The sequence below is a fragment of the Sphingopyxis terrae subsp. terrae NBRC 15098 genome (assembly GCF_001598815.1).
GTDB lineage: Bacteria > Pseudomonadota > Alphaproteobacteria > Sphingomonadales > Sphingomonadaceae > Sphingopyxis > Sphingopyxis terrae.
The window spans coordinates 389,775-409,603 of the sequence record NZ_BCZQ01000003.1; the positions used below are offsets into that span (position 1 = coordinate 389,775).

Annotated in this window: 21 protein-coding genes and 1 pseudogene; 6 read left to right on the forward strand and 16 right to left on the reverse strand. The window is 67.6% G+C overall.

The window, feature by feature from the left end; all coding sequences use genetic code 11:
* Window positions 1–3 precede the first annotated feature (3 nt).
* The 3 genes and pseudogenes from STE01S_RS19490 to STE01S_RS01975 all read right to left on the reverse strand — a co-directional run.
* Window positions 4–72: pseudogene (locus STE01S_RS19490) on the reverse strand (phage tail assembly chaperone); the annotation flags it as partial.
* Between the two features lie 49 nt (window positions 73–121).
* Window positions 122–436: a gene transfer agent family protein gene (locus STE01S_RS01970; RefSeq protein ID WP_003043116.1), complete on the reverse strand. Its 315-nt coding sequence runs from the start codon at window positions 434–436 to the stop codon at window positions 122–124.
* Window positions 433–840: a phage major tail protein, TP901-1 family gene (locus STE01S_RS01975; RefSeq protein WP_062764316.1), complete on the reverse strand. Its 408-nt coding sequence runs from the start codon at window positions 838–840 to the stop codon at window positions 433–435. The genes STE01S_RS01970 and STE01S_RS01975 overlap by 4 nt, the downstream gene beginning before the upstream one ends.
* Window positions 841–889: 49 nt before the next feature.
* On the opposite strand from STE01S_RS01975, the gene STE01S_RS01980 reads away from it, so the two are divergent.
* Entirely contained in the window at window positions 890–1,225 is a 336-nt protein-coding gene (locus STE01S_RS01980) for a hypothetical protein (RefSeq protein WP_058811123.1), read from the forward strand.
* Window positions 1,226–1,449: 224 nt separating this feature from the next.
* Here the strand turns inward: STE01S_RS01980 and STE01S_RS01985 are convergent, their stop codons facing one another.
* The 11 genes from STE01S_RS01985 to STE01S_RS02030 form a co-directional block, all read right to left on the reverse strand.
* Window positions 1,450–1,845, reverse strand: a complete 396-nt coding sequence (locus STE01S_RS01985) for a DUF3168 domain-containing protein (protein WP_062764318.1) — start codon at window positions 1,843–1,845, stop codon at window positions 1,450–1,452.
* Window positions 1,842–2,390: a head-tail connector protein gene (locus STE01S_RS01990; protein WP_062764320.1), complete on the reverse strand. Its 549-nt coding sequence runs from the start codon at window positions 2,388–2,390 to the stop codon at window positions 1,842–1,844. Before STE01S_RS01990 ends, STE01S_RS01985 begins: the two co-directional genes overlap by 4 nt.
* Entirely contained in the window at window positions 2,387–2,662 is a 276-nt protein-coding gene (locus tag STE01S_RS01995) for a phage fiber-tail adaptor protein (protein WP_082657267.1), read from the reverse strand. The genes STE01S_RS01990 and STE01S_RS01995 overlap by 4 nt, the downstream gene beginning before the upstream one ends.
* A 22-nt stretch (window positions 2,663–2,684) precedes the next feature.
* Window positions 2,685–2,837, reverse strand: a complete 153-nt coding sequence (locus STE01S_RS20230; RefSeq protein ID WP_156001055.1) for a hypothetical protein — start codon at window positions 2,835–2,837, stop codon at window positions 2,685–2,687.
* Complete coding sequence (locus STE01S_RS02000; protein ID WP_062764322.1) at window positions 2,834–4,555, reverse strand: tail fiber domain-containing protein; 1,722 nt, start codon at window positions 4,553–4,555, stop codon at window positions 2,834–2,836. Before STE01S_RS02000 ends, STE01S_RS20230 begins: the two co-directional genes overlap by 4 nt.
* A gap of 119 nt (window positions 4,556–4,674) precedes the next feature.
* On the reverse strand, window positions 4,675–5,817 hold the full coding sequence (locus tag STE01S_RS02005) for a phage major capsid protein (protein ID WP_082813179.1): 1,143 nt from the start codon (window positions 5,815–5,817) through the stop codon (window positions 4,675–4,677).
* 5 nt (window positions 5,818–5,822) lie between these two features.
* Window positions 5,823–6,272, reverse strand: coding sequence for an HK97 family phage prohead protease (locus STE01S_RS02010; protein ID WP_062764324.1), 450 nt, complete (start codon window positions 6,270–6,272; stop codon window positions 5,823–5,825).
* On the reverse strand, window positions 6,269–6,598 hold the full coding sequence (locus tag STE01S_RS02015; protein ID WP_003043149.1) for a DUF6127 family protein: 330 nt from the start codon (window positions 6,596–6,598) through the stop codon (window positions 6,269–6,271). The genes STE01S_RS02010 and STE01S_RS02015 overlap by 4 nt, the downstream gene beginning before the upstream one ends.
* A gap of 105 nt (window positions 6,599–6,703) precedes the next feature.
* The gene (locus tag STE01S_RS02020; protein ID WP_062764325.1) at window positions 6,704–7,810 is read right to left on the reverse strand and encodes a phage portal protein; all 1,107 of its coding nucleotides are present in this window, start codon (window positions 7,808–7,810) and stop codon (window positions 6,704–6,706) included.
* Between the two features lie 111 nt (window positions 7,811–7,921).
* Window positions 7,922–9,226, reverse strand: a complete 1,305-nt coding sequence (locus tag STE01S_RS02025) for a DNA-packaging protein (RefSeq protein WP_120694133.1) — start codon at window positions 9,224–9,226, stop codon at window positions 7,922–7,924.
* Window positions 9,227–9,297: 71 nt separating this feature from the next.
* The gene (locus STE01S_RS02030) at window positions 9,298–9,837 is read right to left on the reverse strand and encodes a hypothetical protein (protein ID WP_062764327.1); all 540 of its coding nucleotides are present in this window, start codon (window positions 9,835–9,837) and stop codon (window positions 9,298–9,300) included.
* Window positions 9,838–10,237: 400 nt separating this feature from the next.
* Between STE01S_RS02030 and STE01S_RS02035 the strand changes: the two genes are divergently transcribed.
* Window positions 10,238–12,382 (forward strand): S9 family peptidase, encoded by a 2,145-nt coding sequence (locus STE01S_RS02035; protein ID WP_082813180.1) that lies wholly within the window; start codon window positions 10,238–10,240, stop codon window positions 12,380–12,382.
* 25 nt (window positions 12,383–12,407) lie between these two features.
* On the opposite strand, the gene STE01S_RS02040 is transcribed toward STE01S_RS02035, so the two are convergent.
* Window positions 12,408–13,181, reverse strand: coding sequence for an SDR family oxidoreductase (locus STE01S_RS02040; protein ID WP_062764329.1), 774 nt, complete (start codon window positions 13,179–13,181; stop codon window positions 12,408–12,410).
* Window positions 13,182–13,326: 145 nt separating this feature from the next.
* Here STE01S_RS02040 and STE01S_RS02045 point away from each other — a divergent pair, with 145 nt between their 5' ends.
* The 4 genes from STE01S_RS02045 to STE01S_RS02060 all read left to right on the forward strand — a co-directional run bounded on the left by STE01S_RS02045 (window position 13,327) and on the right by STE01S_RS02060 (window position 17,637).
* Window positions 13,327–14,196 (forward strand): helix-turn-helix domain-containing protein, encoded by an 870-nt coding sequence (locus STE01S_RS02045; protein WP_162928176.1) that lies wholly within the window; start codon window positions 13,327–13,329, stop codon window positions 14,194–14,196.
* A gap of 97 nt (window positions 14,197–14,293) precedes the next feature.
* The gene (locus STE01S_RS02050) at window positions 14,294–15,943 is read left to right on the forward strand and encodes a M28 family metallopeptidase (protein ID WP_062764333.1); all 1,650 of its coding nucleotides are present in this window, start codon (window positions 14,294–14,296) and stop codon (window positions 15,941–15,943) included.
* Window positions 15,944–16,037: 94 nt separating this feature from the next.
* A complete protein-coding gene (locus STE01S_RS02055) occupies window positions 16,038–16,616 on the forward strand; it encodes a phosphoribosyltransferase (RefSeq protein ID WP_003043171.1) in 579 nt (192 codons plus the stop codon).
* Complete coding sequence (locus STE01S_RS02060) at window positions 16,609–17,637, forward strand: adenosine deaminase (protein WP_062764335.1); 1,029 nt, start codon at window positions 16,609–16,611, stop codon at window positions 17,635–17,637. Before STE01S_RS02055 ends, STE01S_RS02060 begins: the two co-directional genes overlap by 8 nt.
* Before the next feature lie 96 nt (window positions 17,638–17,733).
* On the opposite strand, the gene STE01S_RS02065 is transcribed toward STE01S_RS02060, so the two are convergent.
* A complete protein-coding gene (locus STE01S_RS02065; protein ID WP_255265850.1) occupies window positions 17,734–19,794 on the reverse strand; it encodes a TonB-dependent receptor plug domain-containing protein in 2,061 nt (686 codons plus the stop codon).
* Between the last annotated feature and the right edge of the window lie 35 nt (window positions 19,795–19,829).

The window sequence follows — 19,829 nt, forward strand, 5'->3', positions numbered from 1 at the left end:
CAGCACTGCCGCCACCTCGGCAGGCGTCGCGGCCCAGAATTCGCCGGGGCGCCAGCCGCAGACGCGCGCCATCACGCCCGCCAGCGCCAGCGCGCCGGGGGCCAGCCGATCGTCGGCCACCTCATCGCCCCTGCAATATCTGCCCGAGCAGCAGGCGCAGCGCCGGCGTCGCACCCGCCAGCCCGGCGGCAACCACCGCCTCACCCACCGCCTCGCGGGTCAGCGCGGCGGGCCGCTCGGCGATACAGTGCCAGAACAGCGTCGCCATCTCGCCCAGCGCCAGCCGCCCGTCCGCCGCCCGCTCGACCAGCGCGAACAGCGGGCCAAGCTCCGCCTCGGCCGCGACCAGCGCGCCGAAACTCGGACGCAGCACATGGGTCGCTCCGCCGATCCGCAACTCTCCCTCGCCGCGCAAGGCGTTCGCCGCCGCGCTCACAGGCTCGCCACCGCGCCGCTCGATTCCAGGTTCAGCGTGTAATTGCGCTCACCATTATAATCGCCCGCATAGTCGAGCCGCGTGACCAGGAACCGGCCGCGCAGCCGCTCGCCGCTTTCGAAGCTCAGCTCATAATCGTCGATCGCCCCCGACAGCGCATGGCCGCGCAGCCGAATTTCGGCGTCGGAGCCGGTAAAGATTCCCGCCGCGCTCACCGACACCGATCGCACCCCGGCGCCCGACAGCAGCTCGCGCCACCCGCCCGAATCCTTGGTCGTCACATTCACCGCCTCGCCGTTCACCGACATTTGCGTCGTCCGCAAACCCGCAACGGTGCGATAGGCCGGCGGCGTTTCGCCGTCGCCGATCTTCAGCAGAAAGGCGCTCCCATTTTCGATAGCCATCGTCTACATCTCCTCGCACATAATCATCCGCAAACTGGGGAGTCGCAGGATGCTTGTTTTTTCCATTCTTCTCGCTGCCATGGCGCCGTCGCCCGCTGCCGCCGTCGACAATTCGCGCGCGGTCTTCACCAAATGCCTGCGCGACCACATGAAGAAGTCGCTCGAGGCAAAGATGGGCGAAGCCGAATATGAACTCGCGCTCAAGGAAGCGTGCGGCACCGAACGCGATGCGTTCCGCAACGCGGTGATCGCGCTCGATCGCGCCGACGGCGACACTGCCGCCGAAGCGGCCGAGGACGCCGATTCGCAGGTCGAGGATTACCACTCGACCTTCATCGACAAGTTCAAGGACTACACCGAAACCAAGACGATGCCCGCCGACTAGGACGGGGGATGAAGCGGGCGGACCATCGCATCGGAAATGACACGACCGGTTTCGGCCGTTTGCGGCTGTCGGCCGATCTTTCTTTCATCGTCATCCCGGCGAAGACCGGGATCTCTACCTAACGGAATAGCGCACCGGAGAGATCCCGGCCTTCGCCGGGATGACGAAAATGGAGGGCGGCAGCTTCCCACCCCATCCCGGCCGCATTTGATTATCCCCCCACCCTAACCATCGCCAACCAGGCAGCGGCATCGCAGCACCATCTCGTGCCGCCAGCCGCCGTCGCGCCCGAAGCGCGTTCGCGTCCGTTCGACCCGCGCGCCCACCACCGTCCAGCCGTCGGCGCCGCCGCGCAGCGTCGCGGCGATCGCCTCGATCCGCGCTGCCGTCGCACCATCGACCGCGCCCGCGCCGTGCACCGCCAGCGTCAGGCGCACCTCGCGTCCCGCGCGGTCCTTGGTTCCCCAGTCACGCGCCTCGACCGCGTCGAGCGCGACGAATGGCGCGGTCGCCCGCGCCGGCACGCCGTCGAATATCCCGTGGACCAGCCCCGCCAGCTCCGCGTCGGCCTGCAACAGCGCCAATGTCCGCGCACGCACCGCTGCCTCCGCGCCGCTCATGCCGCACCGCCCAGCGTCATCCGCCGCCAGGGTTGCCACAGCGCCGCGATGGCCGCCGGCGGCGTCGCCGGGGCGCCGTCGCGCGCATCGTGCAGATGCTGCGTCATGCGCACGATGCCCTGGCGGATCGCCTCGGGAATCCCGTTCGCCTCGGCGGCGATGCCGGCGCGGTAGGACAGGCGCGCGCGCACCGCGCCGCTCGTCTGGTGAAGCGTCACCCGCGCGGTGCCGTCGCGGCCGATCACCGCATCCCATGCGTCGGCCGCCAGCACCGCCTCCCCCCCGTCAATCCCGATCAGCGCGACCGCATCGACCGCCACGACGGGCCGCACCCGTGGCACCAGCGGCGCACCGTTTATCGGCAGCACTTCCTCCGCCGCGCGCTCGATCAACCACTGGCCGACAAAGGCTTCGCAGATATTGGTCGCCGCGCGCACCAGTCCGGCGACCACGGCATCGTCGATCGTCGGGCCCAGCCGCAGCCAGCCGCGCGCCTCGTTCAGGCTCACCGGGCTCTCGCCCGGCGTCACGCTCTGCATCGTCATCGCTCCTCCACCCGCACCGTCATCGATCGCTCGTCGATCTGACCGTCGCTCAGCGTGACGCGGTTCGTCACCCGATAGACATGGCCGGCGATCCCGCCCGCCAGCGTCACCGCCGCCTGCTCCAGCTCGTGCGTCTGGGCGGCGATTGTAACCCCGCCGGGCTCGTCGGGCGTTGCCAGCCATTCGCTCGCGACCAGCGCCTGCCCCTCGGGATAGGCGGCGCCCCATTCGAATGCGAAGTCGACCCGCGTTCCGGGGTCTTTGACAATCATTGTCACCGCAAAATCCTTTCGGTCAGGGCTTGCGCACGATGACGCGCCGGGGCCGGTCGCGCGCGATGGTCATTTCGGTCTGCCGCGCGGCAGGCGCGGGTCCGCCCCATGCCGCGGCAAGGTCTCGGCGCGCCGCATCGGCAATCGCGCGCGAAGCGAGGGCGCTCCCGATCATGCCGTCTCCATCGCGGCGATCCGCGCCTCCTGCGCGGCGATCAGGAACAGCGAAAGCTGGTCGGGGCGAATACCGAACCTGTCCCCGGCGGGCGCCGCGCCATCTGCGCCGCCATCCCAGCGGTCATAACAAAGAAAGGCATAGCGGCTGTCGGGCGTGGCCTCCGGGACCAGCGGATCGATCAGGCCCTCGTCGGCCATGATCGCCCACACCGTCTGCGCGCGCACGCCGAAATGCAGCCGCGCCCCGGCGGCGCCCTTTTCGACAATGGCCGCGTTCCATTGATAGAAGCCGAGTTCGAGGGCGATCCGGCGCGCCGCCGCCATCTCCGGCACCGTCAGCGCGCCGCGCCACGTCTTTTCGCGTGCGTCGGACGTGTTGATCGATCCGGTCGCGGCATACAGCGTGCTCGCGCGGTTCGCCGCCCCGCCCAGCGGCAGGGCATTGTCGGTCGAAGGAAAGAAGGATCCGGTCGATGCGGACACGTTCCACTGCCCGCCCGCACCGGCCTGAAGACTGAGCGCGACGCCGGAGGGCGTCACCATCTTCGACGCCCATAATTCGGACCATCGGTTGGTCGCAGATCCGAAGGACTGCGTGTTGTTTCCGGCGGGGCGCAGCGCGCCGCCGGTCTCCAGAACCACCCGCTCGACATTGTTGCACCTGAGCGCCAGCCCATGCGCGGTCGAGGTGCCGACGGTCATGCCGCTCGCGGTGGTATAGAGAAACCCCCGCACCGTGTCCGATGCGCCGTACAGGGTGATCTGCGAACCGGTCGGGCCGGTCATGTGCAGATTGCGATAGCCGCCGAAATTCTCAGGCGTTGTCGTGCCGATGCCGACATTGCCGGCGCTGCTGATCGCGACGCTGTCGACGCCATTGTTCAGAAACTGGTGCGACGACGCCGCGCCGGTATCATATTGCATCGTCCCCGAACTGCTGATCCGCACCGATGCCGACCCGGCGCTGGCAACCCCGAACCGCCCGGCGCTCGTCTGGACGTCCAGCTTGTTGACGGGATCGATGCCGATGCCGACATTGCCCCCGGCCGTGACGCGGACGCGCTCGGTTCCGCCCGTCGCAAGCGCGACGATATTTGCGGCGGGACGATAAAGGCCCGTGTCGGGATCGCTCGCGAACGACACCGACGGCTCGGCGGCACTTCCGTCGACACCGGCGAGGGCCGCGCCCGCAAGCACCCGTCCACCGGCATCACGATACGCAAGCGTCGCGATCGGGATGTTCACCCAATCCGCGCCCCGCCGCACCGTGATCATGTCGCCGGCTTCACCGACGGGCACGGCCTCGTGCGTCGTCGACAGCGGTTGTTTGCCGTCCAGCGCGTCACCGAGCGCCGTCACCGCGTCGCCGACGCTCGCCATTTCGGCCGCGACCATCGCCTGGGCTTCGAACCAGTCGGCGGCAACGGTCAGCGCGATCGTCTTCAGGCCGGGGGCGAAATCGACGCGGGCACCGCCGTCCGACGACGCCGCGATCGCTGCGCGCACCAGACGTCCGGCAGAATCGAGATGGCCGGTGCCCACCTCCCACTGGTCGGGCTGCGCCACGCCGGCAATCGTATAATGGAAATCTCTATCGACAGGCACGGTCCCCGCGAAACGGCGATGGCCGGGCACCGCGCCGCTCGGCGTCAGCGGGCCGGTCCCGCCCTCGTGGCACAGCTCGCGCACCAGGTCGGCGAAAAAGGGGGTCGGCATGGCAGGGCCATCCTTTCGAATGTAGCTATAATGTCGGTGTGTCGTGCCGGCGGGTAGGCGCCCGGCCCGTCCCGAAAGGGAAGGGAGCCGGGACCGGGCGCCCTCGCGCACCAGCCGCTTTAGCTGGCGGCGAACTTCAACAGCTTGATGGCGTTCGAATCGATGATCGCACCGCCCACCCTTTTGGTTGCATAGAAATGCACGAAAGGCTTGTTGCTGAACGGATCGCGCAGGATCCGCGTCTCACCGCGGTCGGCGATCAGATAGCCGGCGCGAAAATTGCCGAAGGCGACCGACAGGCTGTTCGCGGCCACATCGGGCATATCCTCGGCTTCGATGACCGGATAGCCGAGCAGCGTCGCCGCCCGCCCTTCGACCATCCCCGGCTGCCAGACGAAAGCGCCGTCGCTCGTCTTGAACTTGCGGATGCGCGCCAGCGTATCGCTGTTCATCACCCAGCATGCCCCCTGCCGGTATGGCGCCTTCAGCGCATGGACCAGCTCGACCAGCTTGTCCTGCGGGTTCGACGCGGCAAAGCCGCCCGCCGCACCCGATGCCAGATATTGCAGCGTCCCGAAGGCGCGCGCGCTGTCGGTCTCGTTCGTCGCGGCATAGGACAGGAATCCCTTGGGACGGTTCGTGCCGTTGCCGGTCACGAAGGCCGCACCTTCGGCCACCGCGAACTCGCGGCCCAGCTCCCCCGCCAGCCAGTCCTCGACATCGAACATCGCATCGTCGAGCATCGCCTGGCTCGCCGCCGGATTGGCGTAGAGTTCGCCCGAAGGCGGCGCGATTTCGGCAAAGCTGCGCGTCGCCGTCTCGGGCCGCGCCGCCGTCTCGCCGACCCAGCCCGTCGCCGTCGATCCGGTCGCGACCAGCTTGCGGTATCCGCTCGTCCCCGTCTGCACGACGGTGGCGATCGACCGGATCGGCGATAGCGCCTTCAGCGTCGCCGCGATGCTGCCGTCGATTTCGCGCGGCACCGCATAGCCGCCCTCGCCGCCGCTCGCGCCCGCCAGGCTCTTCATCTCGACGCCCGCATCGATCCCGCGCCGCAGATAGCGTTCGACAAAGGCGTCGCGCGCCGGATCGGCCGCTGCCTTCGCGCCGTCGAGCGGCAGCCGCGAGGCCGCCACCGCCTGCGCGTCGACCTGCGCCTTCAGCGCCGCTACCGACGCCTTCAATTCGTCGACTGCCTCGGCCGCCAATACCGCATCGAACGCGCCGTCGAGCGCGTCGGCTTTCACTTCCATATCGTCCATGCTTGTCACTCCTTCACCAAATCCACCGCAATCACCCGCGCCAGCGGCTGCATCGGCTGGGCGACCAGGCTCACTTCGGCGAGGTCGAGCGCCAGCAGCTCGCGCGGACGCACCCCGCGCGCCGCGCGCACCCGATAGCCAAAGCTCAATCCGGTCAGCGCGCCGCGCTCGACCAGCCGCGCCGCCGTGGGATGCGTCACCCGCCCAACGACGCGCAGCCCGCGCGCATCCTCCGCCAGCGCCTCGATCGTCCCGACGACCGCACCGGGCCGATGCTGCCACAGCAAAGGCACCGCGCGCGCCGAACGCAAACTCGCCGCGAAAGCCCCGCTGCGCACGACATCGCCACCGCGATCGACCCGGTCGAACACCGAGGCATAGCCGGCGAAGCGTATCTCCCCCTCCCGCTCGCGGGAGGGGGTCGGGGGGAGGGAATGTTCGAAGGCCGCGCTCACTTCAGCAACCCCGGCAGCCCCATCTTCATCGCCAGCCCGACGACGAGCAGCGCCAACATCCCGCGCACCGCCCAGTCGACCGCCGCCTTCCACGCGCTCGTCTTCGCGTCGCGCCACGCGCCGAGCAGTTGGCGCAGGTCGCTAACATCGTCGCGCGCTGCCGCATCGGCGAGCCCCAGCCGCGCCAGCGCCCGCCGCGCCCCCAGCTCGCTCGCTTCCTCGACCAGCGCCCGCAGCGCCGCCGCGTCGGCGCTTCCGGCCGCACTCGTCCCAGCCCCCGTCCCAGCCAGCGCGATCAACCGCGCCAGCGCTTCATCCTCGTCCATATCGAATACTCCCGTCGCCCCCGCGAAGGCGGGGGCCGCAATCGGCCTAACTCGGCGTCACTGGGCCCAACCACAGCGCCCCCCGCATCCGCGAGGGCGCCGATGTCACGCCATGCCCAAAAGCGCCTTCTTCTCGTCGGCGGTCAGCCAGTCGGCTGCCGACACTTCGCGCCACAGCGCCATGCGGTCGTCGGCGAGCGCCGGCACCCGGTCGAGATCGACGCGCAGCGCCGCGTCGGCGAACCAGTCGCCCAGTCCTTGCGCCAGCGCGCCCAATATCTTCGCGCACAAGGGCAGCACCGTCAGCCGCCACAGCGCGCGATTGGCCTCGCGATAATTGGCATAGGTCGCATCGCCCGGCAGGCCGAGCAGCATCGGCGGCACCCCGAAGGCCATGGCGATCTCGCGCGCGGCGCTATGCTTCAACTCCAGAAAATCCATGTCGGCGGGCGACAGCGACAGCGCCTGCCATTTCAGCCCGCCTTCGAGCAGCAGCGGCCGCCCCGCATTGGCCCCGCCGGCAAAACTCTCGGCCAGTTCCTCGCGCAGCCGGTCGACCTGCTCGGCCGACAATGGCATCCCCTTGTCGCCCGGATCGTGGACCAGCGCCCCCGACGGCCGCGCCGCATTTTCGAGCAGCGCCGCATTCCACTTCGCCGCCGCATTATGCGCCGCGATGGCGCCCGCCGCCGCGCCCAGGCACCCCGCGCCATAATGATCGTCGAGCGGGTGCAGCGCCTTGATGTGGATCAGCGCGGTGCGCCCGGCGCCATCCTCGGCCGCGAGCGCCACCGCCTCGCCGCCCGCCTTGTAGCGATAGGCGACCGGCCAGCCGCGCGCATCGGCCTCGACCGTCACCCGCTCGGGCCGCAGCGCATAAAGCTCCGCCGGCCGCCCCGCGGCGTCGCGCAAAATCTGCACATAGCCATTGCCGTGCAGCAGCAATTGCGCCGCCAGCGTCTCGACCAGCCCCTGCCCGCCCGACGTCGCGGTCACAAGCGCCGCGAGCGCAGGATCGCCCGCCGCCAAAGGCGCCGCCCCCGCCGCCTCGGCCACCAGCCGCACCGACCGCTGCACGATCGCATTGCCCAGATAACCGGCCCGCACCTGCGCCTCCCACGACAGCGGCGCCGGCGCCGACCACGCCCCATACACCCGCGACAAAGCAGGCCGCGCAGCCCCCTGCGCGGCCTTCCGGCCAAACCAATTCATGATATTCTCCTGCCTTGGTTGCCTGAAGCGACCGGCTATTCCTCGCAGATCGTCACCCTGGGCTTGACCCGGGGTCCCGCTTTTTATGAGCCCACCGGAATCGATGCACGATCACATCCGCCGCACCCCCGGTTCCCGCCCTTTCCGCACCCCATCGAGCAGCGCCGCCAGCGCCCAAACGCACGCATCCGCCCGATCGGGCGAGCGCCCCGGCCCCGCATAGCCGCCGCCCACCTGCAGGCCGCAAAGCTGATCCTCCAGCGCGGCGAACGCCCCCGCATGCACCACCTGCCCGCGTTCGTATGCGAGCGCGACGGGTTCCGCGCGCCGCGCCTTGCCGACGCTCGCATGCACCGCCACCACGGGCAGCGTCACATCGGCCTGGCGCAGCGTCGCCGTCACCATCTCGCCGCCCATATTGCTTTCGGCGACGATCCGGTCGGCGCCCCAGCGCGCCGCCGCAGCGGCGACCGCCTGCGCCCACAGCGCGGGCGGCGGCGTTTCGACGCTCGCATCCTCGACCACCGCCAGCCGCCCGTCGCGCAGCAGCGCCGCGACCACGATGCCGCAGGCATCGCCGTTCGTGCTCGCCGGCGGATCGACGCCGATGATCACCCGCGCCGGCTTGCCGATCGCATCGGTTTCGACCCGGCACCGCTCGATCAGCGCGCGGGTCCACAGCGCGCCCTCGACATCCTCCAGCATCTCGCCGTCCAACTCCTGCCGACCGAGGCGCGTGCCGCCGTAATTTTCCAGCATCGCGCCAACGAAATTGGCGGGCAACCACGGATTGTCGCCTGTCCGGCCCCGCGTCTCGACCAGCCCCGACGCAGCCTTCACCCGCCGCATCGCCGCGCTGGTGCGCGGCGTCGTCGTCACCACGACGCGCGGCCGCTCGCCCAGTCGCAGTCCCATCATCAGATTGTCCCACGCCGCCTCGCCGCGCCGCCATTTGGCGAGCTCGTCGCACCAGGCGGCATGATGTTCGGGGCCGCGAAGCTCCTCGCCCGCCTCTGCGGAATAGAGCGTCGCAATCGCGCCGCTGTGGAAACGCAGTTCGCGCCGGCCCGCAATCCAGCGCACCGGCTCGTGGCTGCGCGCCACCGCAATCAGCCCGCTCGGCCCCTCGATCATCACCCGCTGCGCGTCCGCGATCGTCGCGCCGACCAGCGCGAACCGCGCGCCGGGCGAGGATCGGGCAACCTCGCTCACCCATTCGGCGCCCGCGCGCGTCTTGCCGAACCCGCGCCCCGCCTGGATCAGCCAGATGCGCCAATCTCCCGGCGGCTCGCGCTGGCCCTCATTCTCAAGTCCATACCATCGGTTTGCCATTTCACGGCGCTGTTCGACGGTCAGCGTTCGCAAAACCTGTCGGCGCTGCGCTTCCGTCAGCCGCTCCAGTTGCGACCATATCATCTGCGACCAGGCACTCAGCCGCTGCGCCGTCCAGCCATTTGCGGCCTGCCGCCGCTTCATCTGGCGCGCCGTCACGCGGTGTCTTTCAACGTCGGCGGATCGCCCGCCGCGCGAACGGCCCGCTGGCGCTTCACCATGCGAATCCGCCTGATCAGTATCGCATCGACCTCCTGTTGCGTCGGCACTTGATGCGCGGGCGCCCGCCGACCGCGGGCTTGGCCGCGCGCGACGCTCGCGCGATGCAGGCGCAGCAACGCGGTCGCCTCGGCGACCGTCATCTTGGCCACCGGCTCCCTGGCCTCGTCCAGTTCCAGATTATCGACAGCCTCGAGCGCGCGGCGCACCAGCGCCGTCTCCAGCCTTTCATATCCGATTTCCAGCGCCGCCTGCCATTGCGCAGCAAATTCCGGATCCCGCTGGCGCAGCCGATAGACGCCGGACGACGCCATCCCCGCGGCCTCATGCGCGCGCACCACGTTGCAGCTCGCCGCCAGTTCGGCCAAAAACGCTGCGCGCCGCGCCTTGGTCCACCCATTGGCGCGCGCCGCCCTCCGCTGTACGGGCCGCCCGTTTCCCGGTCCCATCGCATCCTCACCGCTTGCCTTGCCCATGCGCCGATCCCCAAAACAACGGGCCGGAACGCCCCCCGCATCGGAAGGGCGCCGGCCCGAATCGCAATTCTTCATGATGTGATACTTGTGCCATATGAGCGTAACGATGTCAATATAAAATAACCTATATGGTTATTACGTTGCCCAAACCAGAAAACGGCGCCAAGGTCGCACGCTGCCCCCCCCCTCCCGCAGGCGGGAGGGGCAGCGAGACTTGCGAGCCTGCTCGCTAGTCGCAGCGGGGTGGGCTGGTCGCACCGTCGCACCCCGCCCCCAGCCCCTCCCGCAGCGGGAGGGGAGAAGAAAATCACAACCCCCTACCCCATCCCCACCCGCTCGATTGACGCCCCGCGCCAGATGGTTACACCCTCAACCATCCACCGGAAAAAGGGGCACCCTTATGATGCGCAAACTCGCCTTGCTCGGCGCGAGCCTTCTCACCCTCGCAGCGCAGCCGCTTTACGCGCAGCAAAGCACCGCCCCCGAGCCCGCAAGCGCCCCCGCCGCAACAACCGCCGCGCAGGATGACGCGACCGGCAGCGCGCAGACCGGGCCGCAGCGCCGCCTCACCGGCGAGGATCTTTTCGGCCTCGCCGCCGCATCGGACCCGCAGATCAGCCCCGATGGGCGCCACATCGCCTATGTCCGCCGCGCGAACGACATCATGTCCGACCGCGCGGTCAGCACGATCTGGCTGATCGACACGCAAACCGGCGCCGAAGTCCCCGTCGCGGGACGCGGCGGCGATGCTTTTTCGCCGCGCTGGTCGCCCGACGGCAAGCGGCTCGCCTATGCCTCGACCGAGGGCGGCAGCGTCCAGCTCTGGGTGCGCTGGATGGACGGGGGTGAGGCGGTGAAGCTCACCGGCCTGCCGACCAGCCCGTCGAGCATCGCATGGTCGCCCGACGGCCGGTCGATCGCCTATACGATGCTCGTCAAGGACGATGCGCCGCGGTTCGGCAAGGCCCCCTCGAACAAGCCCGAAGGCGCCAAATGGGCCGAGCCGCTGGAGGTCCACGACCTGCTCACCTACCGCGCCGACGGCCAGGGCTATATCGAGCCGGGGTTCGAAAAGATCTTCCTCGTCTCGGCAACCGGCGGCGCGCCGCGTCAGCTCACCTTCGGCCCCTATCATGACGGCGGTCCGCTCAGCTGGTCGCGCGACGGCGCAATGCTCTATTTCAGCGCCGACCGCCGCCCCGACTGGGAAAGCGATCCGCTCGAAAGCAACATCTATGCGCTCGACGTCGCGAGCGGCTCGATCACCCAGCTCACGACGCGCAAGGGCCCCGATGCCAATCCGCTGGTGTCGCCCGACGGCCGGATGATCGCCTATCTGGGGTTCGACGACCGGCTGCGCGCGTATGAAAACACCGGCCTCTACGTGATGAACCGCGACGGATCGAACAGCCGCCGCATCGCTCCCGACTGGGATTTCAGCGTCGACGGCCTCGCGTGGGACGCCGACGGACGCGGCCTTTATGCCCAATATGACGAGCATGGCGAAACCAAGGTTGCGCGCATCGGTCTCGACGGATCGGTCCGCACCGTCGCCAGCGGGCTGACGAGCAGCGGGCTCGACCGACCCTATTCGGGGGGCAGCTTTTCGGTCGCCGACAATGACGCGATCGCCTTCACCGGCGGCGGCCCGGCGCGGCCGGCCGAGGTCGAACTCGCGGCCGCCGGCAAGACGCGCATCCTGACCGATCTCAACCGCACGCTGCGCGAGGTGAAAGCGCTGGGCGAGGTGCGCAAGATCACCGCCGCGTCGATCGTCGACGGCCTGTCGATCGACGGCTGGCTCACCTTGCCGCCGGGCTATCGCGAGGGGCAGCGCGTGCCGCTGATCCTCGAAATCCACGGCGGGCCGTTCGCCGCTTATGGGCCGCATTTTTCGACCGATAACCAGCTTTATGCCGCGGCGGGCTATGCCGTCCTCTCGTCCAACCCGCGCGGGTCGACCAGCTATGGCGCGTCCTTCGCCAATGCGATCGACAAAAATTATCCCGGCAACGATTATTTCGACCTGATGAGCATCGTCGACCGCGCGATCGACCTCGGCATTGCCGATCCCGACGCGCTCTTCGTCACCGGCGGGTCGGGCGGCGGCGTGCTGACGAGCTGGATTGTCGGCAAGACCGACCGCTTCAAGGCCGCGGTCGCCCAAAAGCCCGTCATCAACTGGACGACGCAGGCGCTCACCGCCGACGGTCCCGCCTTCTTCGGCCGCTACTGGATCGGCGCGATGCCGTGGGAGGATCAGACGCCGTTCTGGAGCCATTCGCCGCTGTCGCTGGTCGGCAACGTCAAGACCCCGACGATGGTCGTCGTCGGCAGCGAGGATTATCGCACCCCGGTCAGCGAGTCGGAGCAATATTATACCGCGCTGCGTCTGCGCGGCGTCCCGACGGTGCTGGTGAAGGTGCCGGGCGCCAGCCACGGCGGCATCGCCGCCCGCCCGTCGCAGGCCGCGGCAAAGGCGTCGGCGATCCTCGCCTGGTTCGAAAAATACAAGAAAGGATGGACGCCGGCCGCCAAGGATTGAAGGCCGGCCGGCGCCCGCGCGCGCCTTATTTGGTCGTATAGCCGCCATTCACCAGGATCGTCTGCCCGGTCATCCACCACCCGTCGGACACCAGCATGCGGATCCACGGAACGATGTCGGCGATGTCGGTCAGGCCCGTCTTGGTAAAGGCCGACAGCGCCGCCGCCGACTTGTGATACGCCTGCGCATCGGCGGCTTCGGCGGGATAGAAGAAGGGCGTGTCCATCGGCCCCGGACCGATGGCGGTCACCGAAATGCCGCGCGCCCCGAACTCCTTCGATGCCGCGCGGGTGAAATGCTCGACCGGCGCCTTCGTCCCGGCATAGGCGGCATAGAAGGGCGTGTAGGCGCCGAGCAGCGACGTGACGAGCGTGCAGATCTTGCCATTGTCGTTGAGGTGCTTGCCCGCTTCCTTCAGAAAGAAAAAGGCGGTCTTGCTGTTGACCGCGCTCATCGCGTCATATTCTTCCTCGCTGATCTCGACGAACGGCTTCTTCAGCACCTTGCCGACCGTGTTGATCGCGATGTCGGGCCGGCCGATCGCCGCGATGGTATCGGCGAACAATTTTTCCATGGCGCCCGCGGGGGTCAGGTCGGCCTGAAAGGCCACCGCTTCGGCACCGGCGGCGCGGATCGCCGCGACCGTCGCCTCGGTTTCGGCCGCCGCACCCGCGCTGTTATAGTGAACCGCAATCGCCTTGGCGCCCTGCTCGGCCAGATCGCGCGCGACCAGCGCGCCCAGATTCTTGCCGCCGCCGGCGATCAGCACGGTCTTTCCCTTGATGCTGTGGTCGACCATAGCCTTGTCCTTTCAGTCTGTTGGGCGGAGCTCCGCCCAGGAGGAGGGACGATCAGCTAGGCATGTTCGACCTTGCCCGCTTCCCGAATCCGGCGCAGTTTTCAAATCGGGCACATCGAGTCGTGGGGACTCGCAAGGAGCTTGATTGACCAACCAGCACCCCGGTCCATGGGACGGCAGCCGGCCGCTTTCACCGCGGCATGTGGTGCGGCGTGCGCACGCGATGCTTGGCCGGATGGACGTCGTCGCGGCCACCGAACAACTGGCTCTGCCGACCGATTGGACCATCGAACAGGATCGTCACACGATCATCGTCCACCTCGACGGCCGGCTCGACCGCATGGAATGCGTCTTTTCCAACGGACCGTCGGGGCGCGCGTTGCCCGCTCCCGGCGACATCTGGATGGTGCCGGCCGCTTCGCGCTACGCCGCCCTCGCGCAGGGCGGGTTCGCACGGTTCGTCGAAATCGGCCTGCCGCCGCCGCTCCTTGCCGGCGGCGAATTTCCCGCCCGCGTCCGGCACCGCGATCCCTTTCTTGCTGCCGCCGCAGCGCGGCTTGCCGAATTGATCGCCGATCCGGCCGACGATGTCGGCGCCATGGCCGCGCACGCGATCGCGCAAGCGATCGAACTGCATCTCCGCCACCAATATGGGCGTCCGGCGGCCCCGTCCCCGCGCCGGCTCGCATTCGATACGCAAGTGCGCCGCTTTCTGGCCGACGCCATCCATGCCACGCTCGACGATCCGCACGATCTGGAAAGCCTCGCGGCGCTCGTCGGGATGGACGTGCGGCGCTTCACCGCCGCCTTCCGCACCGCCTTCGGCTGCTCGCCCTGGCAATATATTCTCGATGCCCGCCTCGCTGCGGGCGCGCGGCTGCTGCGCGAAAGCGACCGGACGATCACTGACATCGCGCTATCCACCGGCTTTGCCACGCCAAGTCATTTCACCACGCGCTTCACGCGCCATTTTGGCGTCCCGCCCTCGCGCTATCGCAAGCTGGCGGCCGGATAGGCGGGCGCCTCTCGCCCTCGCTGCTCCATGGCGGTTCCAATTGCCGCGCATCCTGCTAGGGTCGGCGCTTCCCCAACCAACGGAGCCCGCTCCCCTGATGTTTCTGCGCCCTCTCGCCGCCCTGCTCGCTGCCGCCCTTGCCGTCCCCGCGCTTGCGCAGGATATCAGCACCGCCAATCTGACCGAGACGGTCCGCACCCTCGCGTCGGACCAGTTTCAGGGCCGCGCCCCCGGAACGGTCGGCGAAGAACGCACCGTCGGCTATCTGATCGGCCGGCTTCAGGCGCTCGGGCTCGAACCCGCCGGCCCGAACGGCGAATGGACGCAGCCCGTGCCGCTGCTCCATACCCGCCTCGGCACCCCGACCGCGCTCGCCTTCGACCGGCAGGGCAGCGCCACCCCGCTCACCCTCGGCACCGATATCTATGTGTCGAGCCAGCAGGACAAGGATGTGGCGGCGATCGCCGATGCGCCGATGGTCTTCGTCGGCTATGGCGTCCACGCGCCCGAACGCGGCTGGGACGACTTCAAGGGCGTCGATCTCAAGGGCAAGGTCGCGGTCTTTCTGGTCAACGACCCCGATTTCGTCGCGACGAAGGGCGAAGACAGCTTCGGCAAATTCGGCGGCCGCACGATGACCTACTATGGCCGCTGGACCTACAAGTTCGAAGAAGCGGCCCGCCGCGGCGCCATCGCAGCGCTGATCGTCCACGACACCGACGGCGCAGGCTATGGCTGGAACGTCGTGAAAAGCCCCGGCGGCGAAAACTACAGCCTCGTCGTACCGCCCGAAAAGGCCACCAGCCTCGCGCTTCAGGGCTGGATTTCGGGCGAAGCCTCGACCCGGCTGTTTGCATCCGCCGGTCGGGATCTCGCAAAGCTGCGCATTGCCGCCCGGCGCAAGGATTTTCGTCCCGTCGACCTCGGCACCGGCTTTCGGGCGTCGATTCCGGTCACGCATGAAGTCGTGCGCAGTCAGAATGTCCTCGCCAAAATCTCGGGCACCGACCGGGCCGACGAGGTCGTGATGTATGGCGCGCATTGGGATGCCTATGGCGAGGGCAAGCCCGACGAAAAGGGCCGCGTCTACCGCGCCGGTGCGAACGACGACGCGCTGGGCGTTGCGGCGCTGATCGAAATCGCGCGCGGTTTCAAGGCCGCACCGCCCACCGATCGCACGCTGCTTTTCGCCTTCTGGACCGCCGAAGAGCGCGGCCTTCTCGGGTCGGAGGCCTATGCGCAGGCGCCCGTCTATCCGGTTGAAAAGACGGTGGCGAACCTTGGCATCGACATTCTTCAGACGGCAGGCAAGTCAAAGGACGTCATTCTCGTCGGCAAGGGCCAGGGCACGCTCGAGGATGATCTTGCCCGCGTCGCCGCGATGCAGGGCCGCACCGTATCGCCCGAAAGCCTCCCCGAACGCGGCCTCTTCTTCCGCGCCGACCATTTCAGCATGGCCAAGCGCGGCGTCCCCGTGCTGCTGCTCATGGGCATCGCCGGCGTGTCCGACCTTGTCGACGGCGGCAAGGAAGCAGGGCAAAAATGGGTCGATGACTATACCGGCCGCTGTTACCATCAGGCTTGCGACGCGTGGGACGAAAGCTGGAATCTGGCGGGCGCCGCCCAGGATATCGCGCTCTTCTACACGATCGGCGACGAACTCGCGCGCTCGGGCAAATGGCCCGGCTGGAAGAGCGGCAGCGAGTTCAAGGCGCTGCGCGACCAGACCGCCGCCACCCGCAAATAGCATCTTGGCTGCGGGGCGGCCCGGGCGGCCGGGGGGAGAGGACGCCCCGTCGCCGCGCCTTGCCCGGCGCTTCGCCTGCGTATAACTCCGGCCCATGACCACCGACAAGATCTACATCAGCGCCAACGACCTTCTTGCCGACTCGTTGCGGCTCGGCATGCAGGTGATCGACAGCGGTTTTGCGCCGACACATCTCGTCGGCATCTGGCGCGGCGGGGCCCCCGTCGGCATCGCGGTGCAGGAATTGCTGGAATATCACGGCGTCCACAGCGACCATATCGCGATCCGCACCTCCTCCTATCACGGCATCGACCGCCAGGACACGCAGGTGAAGGTTTTCGCGCTCGGCTATCTGATCGATACGCTCGATCCCGACGACCGGCTGCTCATCATCGATGATGTTTTCGACAGCGGCCGCAGCATCCGGGCCTTTCTTGCCGAACTCAGGGCGCGATGCCGCCACAACATGCCGCGCGATATCCGGATCGCGACCGTCTATTACAAACCGCGCCGCAACGTCACCGATCTCAAGCCCGACTTCTTCGTCCATGAAACCGACCAATGGCTAATCTTCCCGCACGAAATCGACGGGCTGACGGTCGACGAAATACGCCGCCACAAGCCCGAGGCGGCGATCATCCTGCGCGAAGGAACGGAGACGCCGCATGGCTGACGCTTTTGCTACCCCGGCGGACCGGGCGGCCTTTATCGCTGCGCTCCCGAAGGCGGAGTTGCACCTTCATATCGAAGGGTCGCTCGAGCCCGAACTGATGTTCGAACTCGCGCAGCGCAACGGCATCGCCATCCCCTTCGCGACCGTCGATGATGTCCGCGCGGCCTATGCCTTTTCGAACCTGCAGGATTTTCTCGACATCTATTATCAGGGGATGGGCGTTCTGCAGACCGAACAGGATTTCTATGACCTGACGGCCGCCTATCTCGCGCGCGCGCATGCCGATGGCGTTCGCCACAGCGAAATCTTCTTCGATCCGCAGGGCCACACGGCGCGCGGCATCCCCTTCGCGACCGTCGTCGGCGGTATCACCCGCGCGCTCGACGATGCGCAGGCCCGATATGACATGAGCTCGCGGCTCATCATGTGCTTTCTGCGCCATCTCAGCGAGGAGGAGGCAGAGGCGACGCTCGACGAAGCGTGCCCCTGGCTCGACCGGATCGACGGTGTCGGCCTCGATTCGTCCGAAGTCGGCCACCCACCCGCGAAGTTTCAGCGAGTCTTCGCCCGCGCCCGCAACCTCGGCCTGCGCCTCGTCGCCCATGCCGGTGAGGAGGGGCCGCCGGCATATGTGCACGAAGCGCTCGATCTTCTGGGCGTCGATCGCATCGATCACGGCAATCGCAGCCTCGAGGACGAAGCCCTCGTCGCGCGGCTCGCCGATGACGCGATGTGCCTGACCGTGTGCCCGCTTTCCAATCTCAAGCTTTGCGTCGTCGACGACATGACCGCGCATCCGCTCAAGACGATGCTGGACGCCGGACTTCTTGCCACCGTGAACAGCGACGACCCCAGCTATTTCGGCGGCTATGTGAACGCCAATTACACCGCCGTCGCCGATGCGCTCGACCTGTCGCGGGACGAGCTTGTCACGCTCGCCCGCAACAGCTTTCTCGGCGCCTTCCTCGATGACGACGCCAAGGCGCGTCATCTCGCCGCGATCGACGCCTACGCGGCGTAGAGCATTTTCCAGTCAGGTGGAATCACCTGACGATCCAGAAAATGCGGAAAAACAAGAATCTAGAGCGGGCGATCCGATGCAATCGGATCGCCCGCTCTAGAATTTCCCGCGAACCGAGAAAGCGAAGATCGGCCCGATCAACCGATCGCGCTTTTCGACGAAGGCAATCGGGCTTTCGCCGCGCAATCCCGTCCACACCGTACGGTCGCGCTTCGACCTTGCATTGAGGATGTTCGCCACCGTCGCACGGACCGTCAGGCCGAACACATCCTTGTTTTCGACAAAGATGTTGGCGAACACAGGCCCCTCCCACGCGGTGTCGATCTGGTTGCGGCGATAGACCGGCTGGTAATGCGAATGGTTGGCGCTCGTGCCCCAGGCCCAGTCGCTGCCGGGAATATCGTGGCGCAGGCTCAGCTCGACGACCCGGTCGGTAAAGCCGTTCCACTGGCGCGTCTCGCCGGTGAAGGGATCGCGCAGCGAACTTTTCTGAAGCAGCAGCCGCGCTTCGATCTTCATGCCCTTGATGCCGGCCGGATCGAGATTGATCGTCGAGGTCCAGTCGATCGCGCCGGCGCGCGCCTTGGCAATGTTACCGACGCCTTCGCCATCGCCGATCGGGATCACATCGACCCGGTCTTCGACGTCGCGGTACACGAAGAACAGCTTCGTCGATCCCCACGCCCCGAACCGCTTGTTGACCTCCAGTTCATAGCTCCAGTCCTGCTGCGGCCGCAGATCGGTGTTGCTTCCATTCTGGTTGTCGTCGTTCAGAAAAGCGCGTGCGAGGAAATCGTAGAAGCTCAGCTGCAGCACGCGGCGCCGGATCTTGAGCGACATGTCGAAATCGGGCGCCGGCGCCCAGGCGATCGACAGCGATCCCTTCGGTCGGAAGAAGCTGCGGGTCAGGCCGTTCACGCCGCTTTGCGTGATCGTCGACCGTTCGGCGCCCGCAACGACCTGCACGTTCAGTTTGTCGGTGATCTTGCGGCCAAAACTCAATAGGCTTTCGTAGCGATCCTCCTTCACGCCGCCGGTGCCGCCCGGGAACGGAAGCTCGACGAACGTCCCGGTCGGATCGAGCGTATAAAGCGCCGCGACATTGTCGAGCGTGTTGAAGGCCGCCTCCCCCGACAACTCCCAATCGCCGCCCAGCATCTTCCACTGATATTCGCCGCGCGCGATCGTCTCGCCGATATCGCCCGTCTGGGTGAAGCGATCGCCCACCGCAGGCGATCCGTCCGAAAAGCTGGTGATCACTTCCTGCGAATAGGGTTCATGGCTGAAGCGCCGCAGCCCGATCAGCTTCAGTTTTCCGGGGCCGACCCCGAACTGGTAATCGCCGTTGATTTCGTAATTCCAGCTGTTCGGATTTTCGCGAACGGTGCGATATTCCTCTGGGGCGCCGTCGCGCGTCCGACGTCCGAATTCGACATAGGGATTATAGATGCGCTGATAATGGGCGCCCAGATGGCCCACCGTATCGGCGGGGCCGTCCCAGGTCAGCCGCCCTGAAAGCTTCGGCGTGTCATAGGGACTGCGCCAGACATCGTGGCGGCGCTCGATGATGTTGCCGTCGCCGTCGGTGATGATCGTCGGCCCACCCGCGGAACTGCGCGCCGAATCATTGTTATAGAGACCCAGTTCATATTCGATCGTTCCCTTGCGGCCACGGACCGAAATGTCGCCGCGCGTGTAGAGCGGATGCGCATAATGAGCGCGAAACTCGGGCTTCCACGCAAATTGGCCCGAAAAATCGTCGGCGCGATAAACGATATTCGCAACCTGCCCCGACAAGCCGGGAATATCGAGCGAGGCGCCATCGACGATTTCGATGCGCTCGACATTTCCGGCGGGAATGCGCGACAGCAATGTCACCATATCGTCCGACTTCGTCGAGGGACGCTCGCCGTTGAACAGGACATTGCCCGTCGCCTGCCCCAGCCCGCGGAGCTGTTCATTGTCGCGGATCGAAAAGCCCGGAACCTGATTGAGCATGTCGTAGGCGTTCTTGGGCGCGTAGCGGACGAAGTCGGCGGGGGTAAAGACCTGCCGCGCGCTGCCGCCACTCGCCGGAGCGGCGGTCGGAGCCGGAACCGGCGGCGGGGCGGCGCTGTCGACCGCGGCATCCTGCGCGCTCGCCGTCGTCGCCGTCATCGATGCGGCAAGGGCGGCCGCCAACGCGAGTCCAC